This is a genomic window from Streptomyces sp. NPDC024017 (genome assembly GCF_040638895.1).
Classification (GTDB): domain Bacteria; phylum Actinomycetota; class Actinomycetes; order Streptomycetales; family Streptomycetaceae; genus Streptomyces.
In genome coordinates this window covers 116,229-134,579 of record NZ_JBEZYZ010000002.1, presented here as the reverse complement: position 1 = coordinate 134,579, position 18,351 = coordinate 116,229, and the positions used below count along the sequence as shown (strand labels likewise).

The following is an 18,351-nucleotide window of genomic DNA, read 5'->3' as shown; positions in this document are numbered from 1 at the left end:
GCTCGCCGGGCCCTCGCTCATAGCGTTGAGCCATGACCACACTCGTCTGCACGAGCGCTTCGAAGGCGGCCGGACCAGCGGCGCAGACCCTTCCGTACCCGTCGTTCTCGTCGTACGTCAGGGCCCGCCAGCCGGTGCTGCTGCGTACCGCCCGCTCGCTCACCGGCAACCCGAGCGACGCGGAGGACCTGCTGCAGACCGCCCTCACCAAGACGTACGTCGCCTGGGAGCGCATCGAGGACCACCGTGCCCTGGACGGCTATGTGCGCCGGGCGCTGCTGAACACCCGGACCTCGCAGTGGCGCAAGCGCAAGGTCGACGAGTTCGCCTGCGACGAGATGCCCGAGCCGGACCCGGTGGCCGGCGGTGACGACCCGGCCGAGCAGCAGGCGCTGCGCGACGCGATGTGGCGGGCGATCATGCGGCTGCCCGCCCGGCAGCGGGCGATGGTGGTCCTCAGGTACTACGAGGACCTCAGCGAGGTCCAGACGGCCGAGGTGCTCGGCGTTTCGGTGGGCACGGTGAAGTCGGCCGTCTCACGGGCGCTCGGCAAGCTCCGCGAGGACGCTGACCTGGGACTTGTCCGCCAGTGAGGCGGTGCCCCGCCCGCTTGTGAGCTGCCCCTCCGGCATGGCGTGATCTGATCGATCGCCCGGTCCTAGTGACATACCACGCGGTATGTGCGCAGAATCAGCGCAACCTTTACCACCGCGTAGGCAAAGTCGCCCCCGGGAGGACGCCGTGCTGAGCACCATGCAGGACGTACCGCTGCTGATCTCAAGGATCCTGACCCACGGGTCGACGATCCACGGGACGTCGCAGGTGACCACCTGGACCGGTGAGGACGAGCCGCACCGCCGCTCCTTCGCGGAGATCGGCGCCCGCGCGGCCCAGCTGGCCCACGCGCTGCGGGACGACCTCGGCGTCACCGGCGACGAGCGCGTGGCAACCCTGGCCTGGAACAACGCGGAACACGTCGAGGCGTACTTCGCGATCCCGTCCATGGGCGCGGTCCTCCACACCCTGAACCTCCGCCTGCCACCCGAGCAACTGGCCTGGATCGTCAACCACGCCGCCGACCGCGTGATCATCGCCAACGGTTCGCTGCTCCCCCTCCTCGCCCCGCTGCTGCCGCACCTGAAGCCGGTCGAGCACGTGGTCGTCACGGGCCCCGGGGACCGCTCGCTCCTCGACGGCGCGGCCGTCCGCGTCCACGAGTACGAGGACCTGATCGCCGGCAAGCCGACCTCGTACGACTGGCCCGAGCTGGACGAACGCCAGGCCGCCGCGATGTGCTACACCTCCGGTACGACCGGCGACCCCAAGGGCGTGGTCTACAGCCACCGCTCCATCTATCTGCACTCGATGCAGGTCAACATGGCCCAGTCGATGGGCCTGACCGACGAGGACACCTCGCTGGTCGTGGTGCCCCAGTTCCATGTGAACGCCTGGGGTCTGCCGCACGCGACCTTCATGACCGGCGTCAACATGCTGATGCCGGACCGTTTCCTCCAGCCGGCCCCGCTCGCCGCGATGATCGAGAGCGAGCGGCCGACCCACGCCGCCGCCGTCCCCACCATCTGGCAGGGCCTGCTCGCCGAGCTGACCGCGAACCCCCGCGACGTCTCCTCCCTCGGCCAGGTCACCATCGGCGGCTCGGCCTGTCCGCCCTCGCTGATGGAGGCCTTCGACAAGCTGGGCATGCGGGTCTGCCACGCCTGGGGCATGACGGAGACGTCCCCGCTGGGCACGATCGCCCGCCCGCCGGCCGGTGTGGTCGGCACGGAGGAGGAGTTCGCCTACCGCCTCACCCAGGGCCGCTTCCCGGCCGGCGTCGAGGGCCGCCTGACCGGCCCCGGCGGCGAACGCCTCCCCTGGGACGGGGAGTCGGCCGGCGAGCTGGAGGTGCGCGGCCCCTGGATCGCCGGTGCCTACTACAACGGGCCCGACGGCGAACCCCTCCGCCCCGCCGACAAGTTCAGCGAGGACGGCTGGCTCAAGACGGGCGACGTCGGCACGATCTCCGCCGACGGCTACCTCACCCTCACCGACCGGGCCAAGGACGTCATCAAGTCCGGCGGCGAGTGGATCTCGTCGGTGGAGCTGGAGAACGCGCTGATGTCCCACCCGGACGTCGCCGAGGCGGCCGTCGTCGCCGTCCCCGACGACAAGTGGGGCGAGCGCCCCCTGGCCACGGTCGTCCTCAAGGAGGGCTCCACCGCCACGTTCGAGACCCTGCGCAGTTTCCTCGCCGAAGAGGGCCGCATCGCCAAGTGGCAGCTCCCGGAGCGCTGGACGGTCATCGCGGCGGTCCCGAAGACGAGCGTAGGCAAGTTCGACAAGAAGGTGCTGCGCAGGCAGTACGCGCAGGGCGAGCTGGACATCACGTCCCTGGGCTGACCGGCTGACCGGCTGATCGGTTGACCGGCTGAGCTTCGCGGAGCCCCTGGTGACGTCTGACGTCCGGGGGCTTCCGCGTGCCTGCACCGAGGCCCCGCCCGGCGATCTCCGCTACCTCGCCGAACGGTTGACCGAGGCGTTACGGGACGCGCTCCGCACCCACCTCGCGCAGCCGCCTCACCTCACCGCCGCGACCAGCTCAACCCCCACCCCAGCACCAGCCACACGCCCGCGACCCCGCACACCCCGCCCCAGCCGACGTGGCTGAAGGCAACCCCCGCGAGGGCCGAAGCGGCGGCGCCGCCCGCGAAACCGGCGACCACATAGGCGGTGTTGGCCGTGGCGGGAGTGGACGTCGCGGTCAGGGCGAGGGTCTGGTTGGCCACGTGGGAGGCGACCAGCGCCGCGTGCACGGCGATCGCGGCGGCGAACAGCGCCCACAGCACCTGCCCGCCCAGCCAGAACAGCGGCACGGACACGGCGGCGATCAGATACGCGGACTGCACGACCCGCGCCGCCCCGAACCGGTCCACGAGCCCGCCGGCCAGCGGCGCCACCGCACTCGCGGTCAGTCCGAACAGTCCGAACAGCCCGGCGGTCGCGGTGGACAGCCCGTACCCCGGCCCGGTCAGCAGCAGGGCCAGCGAGGTCCACAGCGCGCTCCACGCACCGAACATCCCGGCCTGCCGCACACACGCCCGCCACAGCTCCGGCGAGCTCCGCAGCACCGACGGCAGTGCGACGAGCCCCGCGAACAGCGGGCCTTCCCGGCGCCGCCGCGACGGCAGGACCACCGCGGTCGCGAGCCCCAGGGCGAGCGTGAGCACGGCCGCACCCGCGAACACCCACCGCCAGCCGAAGGCCTGCCCGGCCAGTCCGCCGAGCACCCGGGCCGCGACGATGCCGGTGAACAGGCCCGCGATGACCGCCGCGACATGACGGGCACGCCGCTCGGCGGGGGCCCGCTCGGCGACCAGCGGGACGAGCAGCTGGGGGATGACGGTCGCCGCCGAGGCGACGAACATCGCGACCGCGAGGGCGGCGGTGCCCGGGGCGGCCGCACTGGCACCCAGCGCGACAGCGGTGACGAGCGTGAGCCCGGCGACCAGCCGGCGCCGGTTCGCACTGTCGCCGAGCGGGGCGAAGAACAGCAGCCCGACCGCGTAGCCGAGCTGGGCGACCGAGGCGATCCAGGCGATGGCCGAGGGCGCCGAGCCGAAGTCGCGGGCCATGAGCGGGAGCAGCGGCGCGGCGAGGTAGATGTTGGCGGCGGTGACCGCGCTGCACACGGCGATCAAGGTGAGGAAGAGCCCGGGGGCGGGCTCGCGGGTCTGCCGCACGGGGGCCGTGACCCGGGCGGCGATGGTGGTCGCTGACGGCATGGGAGGGGACTCCTTGGAGTCGGCTCTAGCAACTAACTGGTTGGTTGGCTGATGAGGGAACAGTCTGGGTCGCCCCGCCATTCCCTGTCAACCAAACAGTTGGTTACCCGGCGCGCTACCCTCTCCCCCATGGCAGCAAGGGACCCCGAGGCCACCAAGGCCCGGATCTTCGAGGCAGCGGTCGCCGAGTTCGCCCGGCACGGCATCGCCGGCGCCCGCATCGACCGCATCGCCGGCGAGGCGAAGGCCAACAAACAGCTCATCTACGCCTACTTCGGCAACAAGGCGGAGCTGTTCGCGATCGTCCTCGAGAAGAAGATGCTCCACCTCGCCGAGGCCGTCCCCGTCGACCCGGACGACATCGAGGGCTGGATCGACCGCCTGATGGACTACCACGCCGCCCACCCGGAGCTGTTGCGCCTGCTCTTCTGGGAGGGCCTGGAGTACGGCAGCACCGAACTGCCCCACGAGTCCGACCGCCAGGAGCACTACGCCCGCAAGGTCGCCGCCCTCCGGGAGGGGCAGCGGCGCGGAGCCGTCACGGACGCGATCCCGGCGGCCGACCTGCTGTTCCTGCTGACCGCCCTGGCCAACTGGACCGCCGTCGTCCCCCAGATGCGGCGCATCCTGGTCGGCGAGGGCGAGCCGGAACGGGACCGCCTGCGGGCATCGGTGAAGGAGGCGGCGCGCCGGCTGACGGCACGCTAGGACCTGCCGGACGGCACGCCAGGGCCCGCTAGTTGGTGCCGATCCGGCTGAGCAGCTCGACGATCCTGGTCTGCACCTCGGAACTGGTGGACCGCTCCGCGAGGAAGAGCACCGTTTCCCCGGAGGCCAGCCGCGGCAGGTCGGCCTGGTCGACGGCGGCGGTGTAGACGACGAGCGGGGTGCGGTTGAGCTGCCCGTTCGCCCGCAGCCAGTCCACGATCCCGGCCTGGCGCCGATGCACCTGGAGCAGGTCCATCACCACCAGGTTCGGCCGGAACTGCCCCGCCAGCGTCACCGCGTCCGCGTCACTCGCGGCCCGCGCGACCTGCATCCCGCGCCGCTCCAGGGTCGCCGTCAGCGCCAGCGCGATCTCCGCGTGCTCCTCGATCAGCAGGACCCGCGGCGGATGCTGCTCACTGTCGCGCGGCGCCAGCGCCTTCAGCAGGACGGCCGGATCGGCACCGTACGCCGCGTCCCGCGAGGCCTGCCCGAGCCCGGCCGTGACGAGGACGGGCACCTCGGCGGCCACGGCGGCCTGCCGCAGCGACTGCAGTGCCGTACGCGTGATCGGCCCGGTCAGCGGGTCGACGAACAGCGCGGCGGGGAAGGCCGCGATCTGCGCGTCGACCTCCTCGCGCGAGTTCACGATCACCGGCCGGTAGCCACGGTCGCTCAGCGCCTGCTGGGTGCTGACGTCCGGTGCCGGCCACACCAGCAGCCGTCGCGGGTTGTCCAGCGGCTCCGGCGGCAACTCGTCGTCCATCGGCTGGGGCCGGGGCGGATCGGCCACCTCGACGGCCCCGCCGGGCCCGTCCAGCGGCTCGGGTCCCTCGGCGGCGTTCTCGTCCGGTGCGCCTATGGCGTACGACCGTCCGCCGCCCTCGGTCATCTGCGCGAGGCGTGACTGACCGGCGAGGGACGGCTGCGCCGGAACGGGGGCGGTGGCCGGGGCGGAGGCCTGCGCGGCGACCGGCGGCGGCGTGTGATCGGCCGCCGGATGCGGGCGCGCGGCCTGCTCCGGGCGGGGTTTCTGGTCCGCCGGACGCTGCTGCCCCTGCTCCGGGCGGGCCGCCTGGTCCGTACGCGTCGCCGGGTCGGGCGGCGTGCCGAGCTTGCGGCGCCGGCCCGAGCCGCCCGGCTGGTGCGGGGGAGGCGTCGCCGACTGCTGCGGGGCGGACTGGGGGACGGGTACGGCCGACGGATGCTGGACCTGGGCCGCCTGCCGGTTGAACGGCACGCCCTGGCCCAGCGTCCGCACGCTGATCGCCCGCCCCTGCGTCGAGTTCGGGTCGACGGGCGCCGTGGCCTCCGCGGGCAACGGCTGGGCCGCCCGCTGCGCGCCCTCCGGCGGCAGCGGGGTGCCCGGGGCGAGGGTGTTCTGCTGCGCTGCCCGGGGAGCCGTGCCGTTCTGGGGCGCGGGGTGCGGGGAACCGGCCCCCGACGTGTCGTCGGCGGCGGGCCAGGGCTGGGCGGCGGGGGCGCCGCCCTGCGGCGGGATTCCGTGGGCGTTAGTGCCCTGGGCCGGAGCTCCCTGAGCGGGCGTGCCCTGCGGCGGGGTGCCCTGGCCGGGTGCGGCCTCCGCGGGGAGCGGCAGGCCGGCGGAGGTCTGCTGCCCCGGTGCGGCGACGCCCGGCTGCGGCAGGGGCTGGGCCGGGGCCGGAGGCTGCAGGACCTGCCCCGGGAGAGCCGCCTGCACACTCTGCCCGAGCCCGCCCTGAGCGGGGACGGACACACCCTGCGGGGGCACGGCGGCACCCTGCGGCTGGGTGCCCTGAGGAGCCTGTACGTGGGGGACGTTCCCCTGCGCAGGCACGGCGCTGCCCTGCGGGTGCACGGTGTTCCCCTGCGCGGGAACCGGCATGCCCTGCGGCGGCACGGCCGTACCCGGCGCGACGGGGGAAGCGGCGACGCCGGTCTGGACGGGCGCACCCTGGCCAGGCGCGGCCTGCCCCTGCGGGACCTGCCCGGTGGCGTCCTGCTGCGCGGGAACACCCTGCGCGGGAACGGCCTGCGCGGCACCGGCAGGCACGGAAGCGGCGGGCACAGCACCCGCGGGCATGGGACCTGCTGCCGACGCGGCACCCACAGGCACGGAACCCGCAGGCACGGAACCCGCAGGCACGGAACCCGTAGGCACGGAACCGGCAGGCACGGAACCCGCAGGCACCGGACCCACCTGGTCGGCGCTCCCCGGGACCTGCGCTCCGGCCCCCTCGGCCGGCTGAGGCGTCGCGACGGCACGCCGCCGGCGGCCGGTCGGCGCACTGGTCGGATGCGGCTGCGGCGGAGTGTGGTCGGCGGACTGGTCGTGCGGAACGGCGTCGTGCCGCCCCTCCTCGGCCACCCCGTCACCGGCAGCGGTGACACCGGGGACCGCCACGGCCCCCTGCCCCTGAACCGGCACCTGCCCCTGAACCGGCACCTGCCCCTGAACCGGCACCTGCCCCTGAGCGGGCATCGCACCCGGCGCGACCGCGGGACCGTCGGCGACCTGCTGCCCCTGTTCGGCCTGGGCCTCCTGGGCCGGGGGCGGAGTCTGGTCGGCCTCGGCCGGCGGCAGCGCGAACACCGGACGCGGCCCGGCCGCCTCCTGTGCGGCGGCAGCCCGCTCGTTGGCGGCGGCCAGCGCACGGCGCCGGCGCCCGGTCGGCTGCTGGGCCTGCCCCTGAGCCGCATCGGCCTCACCGCCGGACGACGGCGCGGGCAGTGCCGGCGGCAGCGCGGCCTGCTCACCGGGTTCACGCCGGGCACGGCGCCCGGACGGCGCGGGCACACCCTGCGGCGGCACGGTCCCGCCCAGCCCCGTGTTCGAGGCGGCGGCCCCCGCCGCGTGCTCGGCGGCCGTCATCACGGCCCCCTCGGCGACACCCTGGACAGCGCTCCCGACGTCTCCCGCACCGGCGTCCTCGGCCCCGCGCCGCCGCCGCCCGGTACCGCCCGACGCGGAGCCCTCACCGGACGCCTGAGCCGGAAGGGCGGCCTGCTCCCCGGCGGCCCGGCGCCTGCGCCGCCCGGTGGGCACGGCACCGTCGGCTCCGGGACCTCCGGCCCCGTCGCCCTCGCCACCCGAAACATCTCCGTCCAGGAAGGCATCGGTGGTGGCCCGCCGCGCCCGGCGCCGCCCGCCGACGGACGTCTGCTCTGCAGGATCCACGAGAGCGACCGCGGCGGACTCGTCCACCGGCTGGGCGGCAACGGCCCCGGCCCCGCCCCCGATCGGCACCTCGAGGACGTACGCGCTCCCGCTCATCCCCGGCACGTCATGCGTCTGCAGCACACCGCCGTGGGCCCGGACGATCCCGCGCACGATGGGCTCGTGCACGGTGTCGCCACCGGCGTACGGCCCGCGCACCTCGATGCGGACGACCTCGCCGCGCTGCGCCGCCGCCACCACGACGGTGTTGTCCAGGTAACCGCCCGCCGACACGGGCGTGTTGCCGGTCGCGTCGACGCCCGCCACATCCGCGACGAGATGCGCGAGGGCGGTCGCGAGCAGCCGGGGATCGACCTCGGCCTCGATGGGCGGCGCGTGCACGGCGAACTGCACCCGCCCGGGCCCGATCAGCTCCACGGCCCCGTCGACCCCGGCGGCGACGACGGCGTCCAGCATCACCTTCGTACGGGAGACGTTCTCGCTGCCCGCGTCGAGTCGCTGGTACCCGAGGACGTTGTCGATCAGTGTGGTGATGCGCGCATAGCCGGCCGACAGGTGATGCAGCACCTGGTTGGCCTCGGGCCACAGCTGCCCGGCGTCGTCGGCGGCCAGCGCGGCCAGCTCGCGGCGCAGTTCCTCCAGCGGCCCGCGCAGCGACCGGCCGAGCAGCGTCAGCAGCTGCTCGTGCCGGGCGGCGAGCGCCTCGAACCGGTCCTTCTCCCGCTCTCCGAGCGCGGCGTACCGGTCCTCGTTCGCGCCGAGTTCCTCGGCGTGCCGCTCGGTGAGCTCCTCGATCTCGGTGACGTGCTGCTGGCGCAGCGCGGTGAGCTCCGAGGCGTGCTCCTCGGCGATCCGCTCCAGTTCCTCGGCGTGGCGCTTCTCGGCCGCTTCCTTCTCCTCGACGACGGCGTCGTACGGCCGCCGGTCGGTGAAGGTCATCACGGCGCCGACGAGCTGGTCGCCGTCGCGCACGGGCGCGGTCGTCAGGTCGACCGGCACCTTGCCGCCGTCCTTGGCGTACAGCACCTGGCTGCGCACCCGGTGCTTGCGCCCGGAGCGCAGGGTGTCGGCGAGCGGGGAGTCCTCGTACGGGAAGGGCGAGCCGTCGGCGCGCGAGTGCAGCACGAGGTCGTGCAGTTCGCGCCCGCCGAGATCGCTGGCCCGGAATCCCAGTATCTGGGCGGCGGCCGGATTGACGAGCACGATCCGTCCGTCGGTGTCGGTCCCGACGACGCCCTCGGCCGCGGCCCGCAGGATCATCTCGGTCTGCCGCTGCGACCGCGCGAGCTCGGCCTCGGTGTCCACGGTCCCGGTCAGGTCCCTCACGACGAGCATGAGCAGCTCGTCACCGCTGTACCCGTAACCGTCGTAGGCCTGCTGCCCGTTCTCCAGATTCGCACTGGTGACCTCGACGGGGAACTCGGTCCCGTCGGTCCTGCGCGCGATCATCCGGGTCGGCTTGGTCCGGGCCTGCGGATCGAGGTGCTCCGGCCGCCGCATGGAGCCGGGGATGAGCTTGGAGTCGAACTGCGGCAGCAGATCGAGCAGCCCGCGCCCCACCAGAGCGGTCCCCGGGGTCTCGAAGGCCTCCAGGGCGATGGTGTTCGCGTTGACGACCGTCCCGTTGGCGTTGACCAGCACCAACGCGTCGGGAAGCGCGTCCAGTATGGCTGCGAGGCGAGCAGCGCCTCGGGATGGCCTGCTGCTCACGAGACGCTTCCTCCCTGTTACCGCACTTTGCCGACCGCTCGGGCCATCTTGCCAACCGTCCCGCAGCGTGTCACGCGAGGGAGTCTAAGGGCTGCGGTTGCGCTCGCGACGCCGGATGAGAGCGAGGTCGCACGAGGAAGTGACCCCGAACTGACGACCGAGTAAGCGGAAACGCCCGCCCTCCTGCGACGACGTCGCGGGACCTTCGCGGGACCTTTACGACGACGGCGTTTCTGTACCTTTTGGCCAGGCTGGCGCGATGAGGGCGGACAGTGGCGCAAATGGGGGGTACGGCGCCGGCCGACGGCCCGACGCCCCGTCCCACCCGCCGGTATGAGTGGACGGCTCAGGCCTCGGCGCCTCGGTCGCCCCCCACGCCCGGCAGGAGCGGCACGAGCCGGTCCCAGCGGGAGATCTGGCAGCCGTCGCGGCGGTCGTACGTGGCGTCGACGGGCCGTCCGGCCCAGGTGCCGGTGACGTGCGCGGTGGCCGGCCCGCCGTACTGCATGGTGCAGAAGCCGCCCTCCGGCGCGGGCGCGAAGACGTCCTGCCCCCACCGCGTGTCCCGCTCCAGGGCGGCACAGGCACCGCTCGGGTCGGGGTGGCTGCCGCCGTCGGGGCCGCAGTACAGCTCGAACGTCCCGTCGGCACCGCCGCCGGCGTTGCGCACGGTGACGGTGAGGTGATCCCGGTCCGGGCCGCCGCCGGGCCTGGTGGGAGACAGCAGACCGGTCTCGCCGGCCTGGGCATACGCGGCCGGGGGCACCGCGGTCAGCGAACCGGCGGCGGCGACGGAGGCGGCGGCACCGACGAGGAAGCGCCGCAGGACGGGGCGGGCGGTGGCCCGGGGAGTGGCACGCAACATGTCGTGACTAACGCGACGCGGCCCAGGACGTTGCGCGCGGACGCCCGAGCGAGGCCCGTACGGGCCTGACAAGGGCTTTGCCCTGCGCCCTTCCCGCCTAGTACCGTGGGGGTCGATTGGTGACAGCACGCTCGACTGTGTCATCATCGGCACGCAACGCTCGCGCTCGCGCGGGAGTGATGCTGGAGGCGTCGCCTAGTCCGGTCTATGGCGCCGCACTGCTAATGCGGTTTGGGTCTTAAAGCCCATCGAGGGTTCAAATCCCTCCGCCTCCGCACTCGATCACGAAGCCCCGGTCATCCGACCGGGGCTTCGCTGTCGTTGCACCCCCAGAAGTGCCGTTTCCGCAGCTCACAAGGGGTGCGGCTAACGGATTTCACATGGCGGCGGCAGTCATGTAATGTTCTTCCTGTCGCCGCGAGCGAGCCGGAAGGCCCGAGAGCGGCGAAAAAACAGAACAAGCACTCGTAGCTTAACGGATAGAGCATCTGACTACGGATCAGAAGGTTGCAGGTTCGAATCCTGCCGAGTGCACACAGGTGAGAGGCCCCGGAGAGATCCGGGGCCTCTTGCGTTTCAGGTGCGTTCAGCAGCGAAGTACGGCAACGGCTGATGTCAGCCGGTCTCGGCACCGCCCATCGCAGCAGACAGCTTGCCGAGCGCGGCGCGTACCTCCTCCTCGCTCGCTTCGGCGTAGACCTCCATCGTCATGGCGATCTGCGAGTGCCGGAGGATGCGCTGAGCCACCTTTGGGTGAACCTTGAGGGCCACCAGGAGCGAGCTGCATGTGTGGCGGGTGTTCCTGAGCGGGATCACTAGGCAGAACTCCGGCAGAGGAAGGAAGTCGTCCGACTCCTCTGTCCTGGTCTCACGGTGGAGGAGAGGACGACCGTGCGGACGCCCGCGTCGGACTTGGTCTCACCGGGGGCGCGTCTGCCGTTCGTTCGCTCGGGCTCGGCCACGCGGACGCGGATGACGAGGTTGTCCAGGTCGACGTCTCGGCGGCGAAGGCCGGCCAGCTCCTCCGGCCGCATCGGACCGTACGCGCCCAGGTAGACCATTCCATGGTGGAGGTGTACGAGGCCAGCAGCCGGGCCACCGAGACGGGCAGCCCGACGGTGGACCAGTACGCCGCCGGATGGGCATGGCGGGCGTAGGCTGCGCCGCCTATCGCAGCGAGCGACCCGCCCAGCTCGGTCCACATCACCAGGTCGGTCACGACAAGGACCGCTCAAGGCGTGTCGCCTGTCATCAACGTCCCGGGACAGCACACCTCCCGATGATGAGAAGAAGCAGCGCGAGGACGGTCATGGTTGCCTGTCCCCCTCCTGACCCTGGCTCCTTCCTGACCCCATTGCAAACGACTCCGAAAGAAACACCCGGTGCAGAACGAGTACGCGCCTGACCACCCGCGGAAGCTCAGAGCGACGTTCGGGCTATTGCACGTCCACGAAGTCGCCGGTCGCCTTGACGGCCGGGGTGGTGGAGGTCCCTGCGAAGTTCCAGCGCCAGTAGCCGTCTTCGGAGGCGGTGGCAGTGGTCGTCAGGTTGCCGGTGCTGGAGGTGTACACGGTCTTGATGGTCGCGTAGGTCGTAGTGCCGGCCTTGCGGAACTGGAGCCTGACCGGCTGGTTGGTGTAACCCCGGTAGTCGAGATTGTCCCAGTCGGCCCGGGTGAGCTTGCCGGTGACGGTGAGGGTCTTGCCCCTGGCAATCGGTTCCGGGCCCGCGTTCACGGTGAGGTTGGACTGCCGCTGCAGACGGGTCGTGGTGTAGCTCGCCGATTGGGTCCAGCTGTCGTCATTGGCCACCCCCTGCACACTGACCTTCCAGGTGCCGGCATGGGCGTTGGTGAGCGCGGTGCCGCCGTACTTCCAGTCCGGTTCGAGGGAGATCGTCTGCGAGCAGGTGGAGGTGGTGGCGCTCGAGGCGACGCAGTCCGCGTGGGAGTAGTACTCGTTCGACACGATGCGGTCGTCGTAGGTCTCGTAGGGGTTCGCACCGTCCGGTCCGCGCCACAGGACGAAGTCCGCGTCCTGGATGCCCGACGGGTGGGTGAAGGTCCCTGAAACCGTGATCGTCTTGGCATAGAGACCGACCACGATGTTCTTGCCACCGTCGAAGGAGACGTTGCTGATCTGGACGTCGGTCTGGGTCTCGTCGCCGTAGGCACCGGGGACGGCGAAGCCGGCCAGCGCGGCGACGGCACTGAGCAGAGCAAAGGCAGCGCGCTTGCGCATGTGTCTCCTTCACAGAGTGAAAAGTGGGAACCCGCCGAGCGGGAGCAGCGGGGCAGGTGAAGCCGGTCAGGGACCGGTGACCGACTTGATCGTGTACGGGAAGCTCTCCTGCTGCCAGATCACCGTGAACCGGGAGATCGGGCGGGCGTCGACCTGGGGTACCCGGCCGTCCGACGTGAGTGTCTTCACGCTGCCGAAGGTGCCGGAACGGCTGATCAGGCGGGCGCCGGCCTTGGTGTAGCTGTACGGGGGCGTCGACTTGGGGACGACCGTGTGGAAGACCAGCATGCCGTCGCCGTCGTCGTCGAGGGCCAGGTCGGGGCGGTCGCCGGGACCCAGGCTGGCGACGGCGCCCCGGGCACCGGCCGCGGAGAGGCGGCGGCCGAGCAACTCGAGTTTGCCGCTGCTGTAGCGGGTCCACACGATCATCGAGTCGCCGTCGAGGTCGGTCGCGAGGGCGTGGTGGAAGCCCACGTTGTCCGTGGAGGCCGAGATGCGCAGGGGAGCCGCCAGGGTGCCGGTGCGGCTCCAGCGGGACGCCCAGACCTGCGAGACGGAGCCGCCGCCGGAGTGGTAGGTGATGACCGCGTCGCCGTCCCGGTCCACTCCGACCCGCACCATGCCGAAACCGCCGTACGACGCGATCGGCGACGTGAGCACCTTCGTCGAGGAGACGGATGTCGACGTGATCCGCCTGGCCACGACGTCTGAGGCCCGTGCCCAGGCGACGACGAACTGGCCGTTGCGGTCGACGCCGATGGCCGGTTTCTCGGCCGAGCCCGAGCCGAGGGTGATGGCCGCGCCGACCGTCCCGTCGAGCTTGAGGCGGCGGGCTACCGCGTACCAGCTTCCGTCGCGGATCTCCGTCCACGCCGCCATCGCGGTGCCGCCCGGGGTCACACCGACCACCGGGGTGGTCGCGGGCGCCGACGTGGACAGCTTCTGCAGCGGTCCGACGAGGCTGCCGGAGGCCGAGAGCCGGCGGCCCACGACCTGGCTGTCCTGCTGCCAGACCACCGCCGAGTCGCCGGTGTCGTCGGAGGCGGCCTCCGGCCAGGACGGCGCGGCACCGTCGGGCGACAGGGTGCGGATCGCTGTCACCGTACCGCTCGCGGTCTTCACTCTGGCCTGGATCCGGTGGTAGCAGCCCGGCGTCGACAAATCGCAGGCGTTCCAGGCCAGCAGGGCGTCGCCCTGCCGGTCGACCGACACCGTGGGGGAATCGTCAGGGGTCCAGCCCGAGGCCGACACGTTCCACGTCGACGTCCACGCTGCCTCGGCGTTCATGGCCATCGTCGCGGTGACCGCGATTCCGGCTGCCGCGGCGACGGAAGCCCCGGCAAGAACACGACGCTTCACCGAACGTCGATGACGTGCTGCACGCAGAGCCACCCTCATCCCCCACTTCCCGTGACTTGAGCACAGCCGCCACAGGCCGCCCCCAACACCCAGCGCACCTGCATGCTCAAACGTCACATGCGTACGGACTCGGCGGGGGCTACCCGGGCACCGGCATGGTCATCCCGCACCGCCGCGAGCGCGGCCAGGCGGACGAGTCCGAGGTCGTAGGCGAAGATCACGGCCTGGATGCGGTCGCAGGGCCGGTCTTGACCAGGATGCGTCCGAATCTGCCACTGGAACCCCTTTAATGACCGATCTTTGTAAAGCTACGGATCAGAAGGTTGCAGGTTCGAATCCTGCCGAGTGCACACAGACCAGAGGCCCCGGATCACTCCTGGGCTCTGGCGTTTCACCGAAGTCACGCTGCCCGTAACCTCCTCCTGTGCCCGCACCCCGCCTGCATCGCGTCGCCGTCCTTGTGCTCGAGGGTGCGAAGCCGCTCGATGTCGGAATTCCCGCGCAGGTGTTCACGACCCGCGCGAGCATGCCGTACGAGGTGCGGGTGTGCGGGGCGACACCCGGTCTCGTGACCGGCGGCGATGGCCTCGCCTACTACGTCGCCCACGGCCTCGACGCGCTCGCGTGGGCCGACATCGTCTTCGTCCCCGGCTACCGGTTCCCGGACCGCGACGACCCGCCGCGGGCCGTCGTCGAGGCACTGATCGCCGCCCACGACCGGGGCGCGCGGCTCGCCGCCATCTCGACGGGCGCCTTCGCGCTCGCCGCCACGGGCCTGCTCGACGGCAGGCGCGCCACGACGCACTGGCACTACACGCGGGCACTCGTGGCCAGGCATCCGCTCGTCCAGGTCGACGAGAACGTGCTGTTCGTCGACGAGGGCAGTGTGCTCACCTCGGCCGGCGCCGCCTCCGGCATCGACCTGTGCCTGCACATCCTGCGCCGTGACCTCGGAGTGGCCGCGTCCAACCACGCGGCCCGGCGTCTGGTCGCGGCCCCCTACCGCAGCGGCGGCCAGGCCCAGTACGTGCCGCGCAGCGTCCCCGAGCCGCTCGGCGAGCGGTTCGCCGCCACCCGCGAGTGGGCGCTGCACCGGCTCGGCGAGCCCCTCAGCCTCGACACACTGGCGCGGCAGGCAGGGGTTTCGCCGCGCACGTTCTCCCGGCGCTTCGTCGAGGAGACCGGCTACACGCCGATGCAGTGGGTGATGCGCGCCCGCATCGACCTGGCCCGCGAACTGCTCGAGCGCTCGGAGCGCGGCGTCGAACAGATCGCCGCCGACATCGGGCTCGGCACCGGCGCGAACCTGCGCCTGCACTTCCAGCGCATCCTCGGCACCACGCCGAGCGAGTACCGGCGCACCTTCACCCGGGGCGAGTAGCCCGCCCGGCACCTGGCCGGATCCTTTTGAACCGTGGCGATCCCGCCACTGTCAGCGGCGTCGGCGGCGGGCGAGCCTGGTGGGGAGGGAAGGGACATCACTCATGACTCGCATCGCCATCAACGGATTCGGCCGCATCGGGCGCAATGTGCTGCGCGCACTGCTGGAGCGCGACAGCGCGCTCGAGATCGTCGCCGTCAACGACCTGACGGAGCCCGCCACTCTCGCCCGGCTGCTCGCCTACGACAGCACGGCCGGCCGGCTCGGGCGCCCGGTGACCGCCGACGGGGACACCCTCGTCGTCGACGGCCGTCGGATCAGGGTGCTGGCCGAGCGCGAACCGGCGCAGCTGCCGTGGGCCGAACTCGGCGTCGACATCGTCCTGGAAGCCACCGGCCGCTTCACCTCGGCCAAGGCCGCCCGGGCCCACCTCGACGCGGGTGCGAAGAAGGTGCTCGTCAGCGCCCCGTCGGACGGTGCCGACGTCACGCTCGCGTTCGGGGTCAACACCGACGCCTACGACCCGGCCGTGCACACGGTCGTCTCGAACGCCTCCTGCACCACCAACGCGCTCGCGCCGCTGGCCGCGGTCCTCGACGAACTCGCCGGTATCGAGCACGGGTTCATGACGACGGTGCACGCCTACACGCAGGAGCAGAACCTGCAGGACGGTCCGCACCGCGACGCCCGTCGCGCCCGGGCCGCCGGCGTCAACATCGTGCCGACCACGACCGGTGCCGCCAAGGCGATCGGTCTGGTGCTGCCGAATCTCGAGGGCAAGCTGTCGGGCGACTCGATCCGCGTACCGGTGCCGGTGGGCTCGATCGTCGAACTCAACACGACCGTCGCCCGCGACGTGACGCGCGACGACGTGCTGGCGGCGTACCGCGCTGCGGCTCAGGGGCCGCTGGCCGGCATCCTCGAGTACTCGGACGACCCGCTCGTGTCGTCCGACATCACGGGCAATCCCGCCTCGTCGATCTTCGACTCGGCCCTCACCCGCGTCGACGGCCGCCACGTCAAGGTGGTCGCGTGGTACGACAACGAGTGGGGCTTCTCGAACCGCGTGATCGACACGCTCGAACTCCTCGCCGCCGGCTGACCGGACGCCGGGATGCTGCCCCGCCGCCGGCGACCGTGCCGGAGGCGGGGCTTTTTTCGGGCGCTTTTGCCGGGCCGGGCGGACACGGTCGGCCGGGTGTCGCCGCGCTCAGTCGGGGCGGCAGTGCTCCTCCAGGTAGGTCGCCGCCAGTGTGCTCGCGCGGGTGAACCAGTCGTGCAGGACCGCGATCTCGTCCGGGGAGTAGTCCGCGAAGAGGTGGGTGAGGCGGGCGTAGTACGGCTCGTAGACCTCTCGGATGCGGGCGACCGCGCCGGGCTGGGCCGCTACCCGGATGCGGCGGCGGTCCGTGGGGTCGGGGCGGCGGGTGATGTAGCCGGCGCGCTCCAGGCGGTTGAGGATGCCGGTGACGGCGCCGGTGGTGACGTGGACGCGGGCCGCCAGGTCGCCTGCCGTGGGGAGGTTCTCGCCGGCCTCGATGACGTAGGCGAAGCAGGTGAGGTCGGTCACACTCAGGCCCACCTGCTGGGCGATCTCGTGCTGCCCGACCAGGTGAGTCGCGATGAGCTGGTCCATCGCCGACAGCGCCTGCTCCGGTGTGGCGGCCGGACGCGGCTTGGCTTGCATTCCCAGATCCCTTAGTTCGTGAGATGTTTGGGTCGTAAAAGTCTTAGCAGGTGAGGGGTTCGCCGAGTCGGAGTCCTCGGGTGCGAGGGAGTGGCACGTGAGTGCACATCAGTATGACCACGGGCACACGGTCGCGGGGTGGGTCGGAACCGGCATCGCCAGCGTCGGGGCCGGTGTGGCGGGGCTGGGAGTCTGCACCGTCTCCGGTGTGCTGATCGCCGGCGGGCTGGCGATCGGAGTCGTGAGTCTGCTCGTCACCTGGGCTCTGCATCTCGCCGGGTGGGGGAAGGGGCCGGGCGTGCGGCCCCGGGCGGAGTGGGGGTGGCGCGTACGGGACTCGGCGGCGCCGGGCGGGCACGAGGAGTGCCTGGGATGCCGGCTGGCCGGGCGGGGCCGGCGGCGTGGCACGGGTGCGGTGCCGATCATGCCGGCGCAGCGCGAGGGGGAGCCGGAGACCGTCGCAGCCGTCGGGGCCGACTCCGCGCGGTGAGGCGGTTCCTCGTCGGCCCGCCCCGTTGCCGGTGAGGCCGTTTTTCGTCCGCCGCCCCCCGTTGTCAGTGATGCCCCCTACTCTCGGCAGAGATGGCACAGGGATGGAAGTGCTCGGGGCTGCGGTGGTCGGCGGACGGTCCCGTGCTGCTGTGGGACGGCGGCCGACGCAGTGCGCTGACCTGGGGGAAACGCGTGGCCTTCGGGGTCGCGGAAGGGGCCGTGCGCACCTGTGTGGGGGCCCGGGGGCATGCGTGCCCGGTGGGTGCGGCCGTGCCCGGGCGCAGTACGGGGGCGCGGTGCGAGGAGTGCGCGCGGCTGGACCGGGCGCACTCCGTGGCGGCGGACACCATCGCCGACGATCCCCGGCCGTACCACGTCTATCTGGCGTGGTTCGGACCCGGCATGGTCAAGGTCGGGATCACGGCGCAGGAGCGGGGCTCCGCGCGGCTGCTCGAACAGGGAGCCGTCTGTTTCAGCTGGCTCGGCGTCGGTCCGCTCATGGCCGCGCGGCGTACGGAGGAGCTGTTGCGGGCCGCCCTGCGGGTGCCCGACCGCATTCCGTACGCCGAGAAGCGGGCGGTGCGGGCCGCGCTGCCGGAGGCCGCCGCCGACCGGGCCCGTGAGGTCGCCGAGCTGCATGAGCGGGCGGTCGCGCTCCCCGCGTGGCCGGAGTCCCTGGTGCGGGAGCCGCTGCACGTCGTCGATCACGTGGGGGTGTTCGGGCTCGCGTCGGTGCCCGTCGCCGTGGGGGACGTGAGCGAGCTCGTCGCCGGGGGTGTGGTCGGCGGAGAGCTGGTCGCGGCCGCCGGGCCCGATCTGCATCTGGCCACCGGGGGCGGGGTCGTGGTGCTCGACACGCGGTTGATGACCGGGTGGGGACTGGTGCCCGCCCCGGCGGGAGAACTGACCGTGCCGGTAAGGCAGTTCAGGGAGGCGGCAGGCGTGCAGGACGGCTTGTTCTGACCCGCCCGGC

13 protein-coding genes, 2 tRNA genes and 3 pseudogenes are annotated in these 18,351 nt (G+C 72.3%); 9 read left to right on the top strand and 9 right to left on the bottom strand.

Going from position 1 to position 18,351, the window contains the following annotated elements; translation table 11 throughout:
• The first annotated feature begins 32 nt into the window (after positions 1–32).
• Complete coding sequence (locus AB0G20_RS05380) at positions 33–593, top strand: SigE family RNA polymerase sigma factor (RefSeq protein ID WP_361296131.1); 561 nt, start codon at positions 33–35, stop codon at positions 591–593.
• Between the two features lie 160 nt (positions 594–753).
• Positions 754–2,400, top strand: a complete 1,647-nt coding sequence (locus AB0G20_RS05375) for a long-chain fatty acid--CoA ligase (protein ID WP_361297688.1) — start codon at positions 754–756, stop codon at positions 2,398–2,400.
• Between the two features lie 182 nt (positions 2,401–2,582).
• Here AB0G20_RS05375 and AB0G20_RS05370 read toward each other — a convergent pair whose 3' ends face one another.
• Positions 2,583–3,782, bottom strand: coding sequence for an MFS transporter (locus tag AB0G20_RS05370; protein WP_361296128.1), 1,200 nt, complete (start codon positions 3,780–3,782; stop codon positions 2,583–2,585).
• Between the two features lie 129 nt (positions 3,783–3,911).
• Between AB0G20_RS05370 and AB0G20_RS05365 the strand changes: the two genes are divergently transcribed.
• Entirely contained in the window at positions 3,912–4,490 is a 579-nt protein-coding gene (locus tag AB0G20_RS05365) for a TetR family transcriptional regulator (protein ID WP_031137765.1), read from the top strand.
• Between the two features lie 28 nt (positions 4,491–4,518).
• Here the strand turns inward: AB0G20_RS05365 and AB0G20_RS05360 are convergent, their stop codons facing one another.
• Together AB0G20_RS05360 and AB0G20_RS05355 are read right to left on the bottom strand one after the other, a co-directional pair.
• On the bottom strand, positions 4,519–9,288 hold the full coding sequence (locus AB0G20_RS05360) for a PAS domain-containing protein (protein ID WP_361297685.1): 4,770 nt from the start codon (positions 9,286–9,288) through the stop codon (positions 4,519–4,521).
• Between the two features lie 412 nt (positions 9,289–9,700).
• Entirely contained in the window at positions 9,701–10,219 is a 519-nt protein-coding gene (locus AB0G20_RS05355; protein ID WP_361296124.1) for an SSI family serine proteinase inhibitor, read from the bottom strand.
• A gap of 184 nt (positions 10,220–10,403) precedes the next feature.
• Between AB0G20_RS05355 and AB0G20_RS05350 the strand changes: the two genes are divergently transcribed.
• Both AB0G20_RS05350 and AB0G20_RS05345 read left to right on the top strand, forming a co-directional pair.
• Positions 10,404–10,494 (top strand) — tRNA-Ser (locus AB0G20_RS05350).
• Between the two features lie 186 nt (positions 10,495–10,680).
• Positions 10,681–10,753, top strand: a tRNA-Arg gene (locus tag AB0G20_RS05345).
• 81 nt (positions 10,754–10,834) lie between these two features.
• Here AB0G20_RS05345 and AB0G20_RS05340 read toward each other — a convergent pair.
• The 5 genes and pseudogenes from AB0G20_RS05340 to AB0G20_RS05320 form a co-directional block, all read right to left on the bottom strand.
• Positions 10,835–11,134 (bottom strand): annotated as a pseudogene (locus AB0G20_RS05340) (hypothetical protein); the annotation flags it as partial.
• A pseudogene (locus AB0G20_RS05335) lies at positions 11,095–11,280 on the bottom strand (site-specific integrase); the annotation flags it as partial. The pseudogenes AB0G20_RS05340 and AB0G20_RS05335, both read right to left, overlap by 40 nt.
• Positions 11,280–11,438 (bottom strand): annotated as a pseudogene (locus AB0G20_RS05330) (conjugal transfer protein TraS); the annotation flags it as partial. The pseudogenes AB0G20_RS05335 and AB0G20_RS05330, both read right to left, overlap by 1 nt.
• 217 nt (positions 11,439–11,655) lie before the next feature.
• Entirely contained in the window at positions 11,656–12,459 is an 804-nt protein-coding gene (locus AB0G20_RS05325; protein WP_361296121.1) for a calcium-binding protein, read from the bottom strand.
• Positions 12,460–12,525: 66 nt separating this feature from the next.
• Positions 12,526–13,818 (bottom strand): hypothetical protein, encoded by a 1,293-nt coding sequence (locus AB0G20_RS05320; RefSeq protein WP_361296118.1) that lies wholly within the window; start codon positions 13,816–13,818, stop codon positions 12,526–12,528.
• A gap of 424 nt (positions 13,819–14,242) precedes the next feature.
• Here AB0G20_RS05320 and AB0G20_RS05315 point away from each other — a divergent pair, with 424 nt between their 5' ends.
• A complete protein-coding gene (locus AB0G20_RS05315) occupies positions 14,243–15,199 on the top strand; it encodes a helix-turn-helix domain-containing protein (RefSeq protein ID WP_361296115.1) in 957 nt (318 codons plus the stop codon).
• A 103-nt stretch (positions 15,200–15,302) separates the two neighbouring features.
• On the top strand, positions 15,303–16,301 hold the full coding sequence (gene gap / locus AB0G20_RS05310; RefSeq protein WP_361296112.1) for a type I glyceraldehyde-3-phosphate dehydrogenase: 999 nt from the start codon (positions 15,303–15,305) through the stop codon (positions 16,299–16,301).
• 108 nt (positions 16,302–16,409) lie between these two features.
• Here gap and AB0G20_RS05305 read toward each other — a convergent pair whose 3' ends face one another.
• A complete protein-coding gene (locus AB0G20_RS05305) occupies positions 16,410–16,886 on the bottom strand; it encodes a MarR family transcriptional regulator (protein WP_361296109.1) in 477 nt (158 codons plus the stop codon).
• A gap of 97 nt (positions 16,887–16,983) precedes the next feature.
• Between AB0G20_RS05305 and AB0G20_RS05300 the strand changes: the two genes are divergently transcribed.
• Positions 16,984–17,376, top strand: a complete 393-nt coding sequence (locus AB0G20_RS05300; RefSeq protein ID WP_361296106.1) for an HGxxPAAW family protein — start codon at positions 16,984–16,986, stop codon at positions 17,374–17,376.
• Positions 17,377–17,468: 92 nt separating this feature from the next.
• Positions 17,469–18,341, top strand: a complete 873-nt coding sequence (locus AB0G20_RS05295) for a DUF2797 domain-containing protein (protein WP_361296103.1) — start codon at positions 17,469–17,471, stop codon at positions 18,339–18,341.
• The last annotated feature ends 10 nt before the right edge of the window (positions 18,342–18,351 follow it).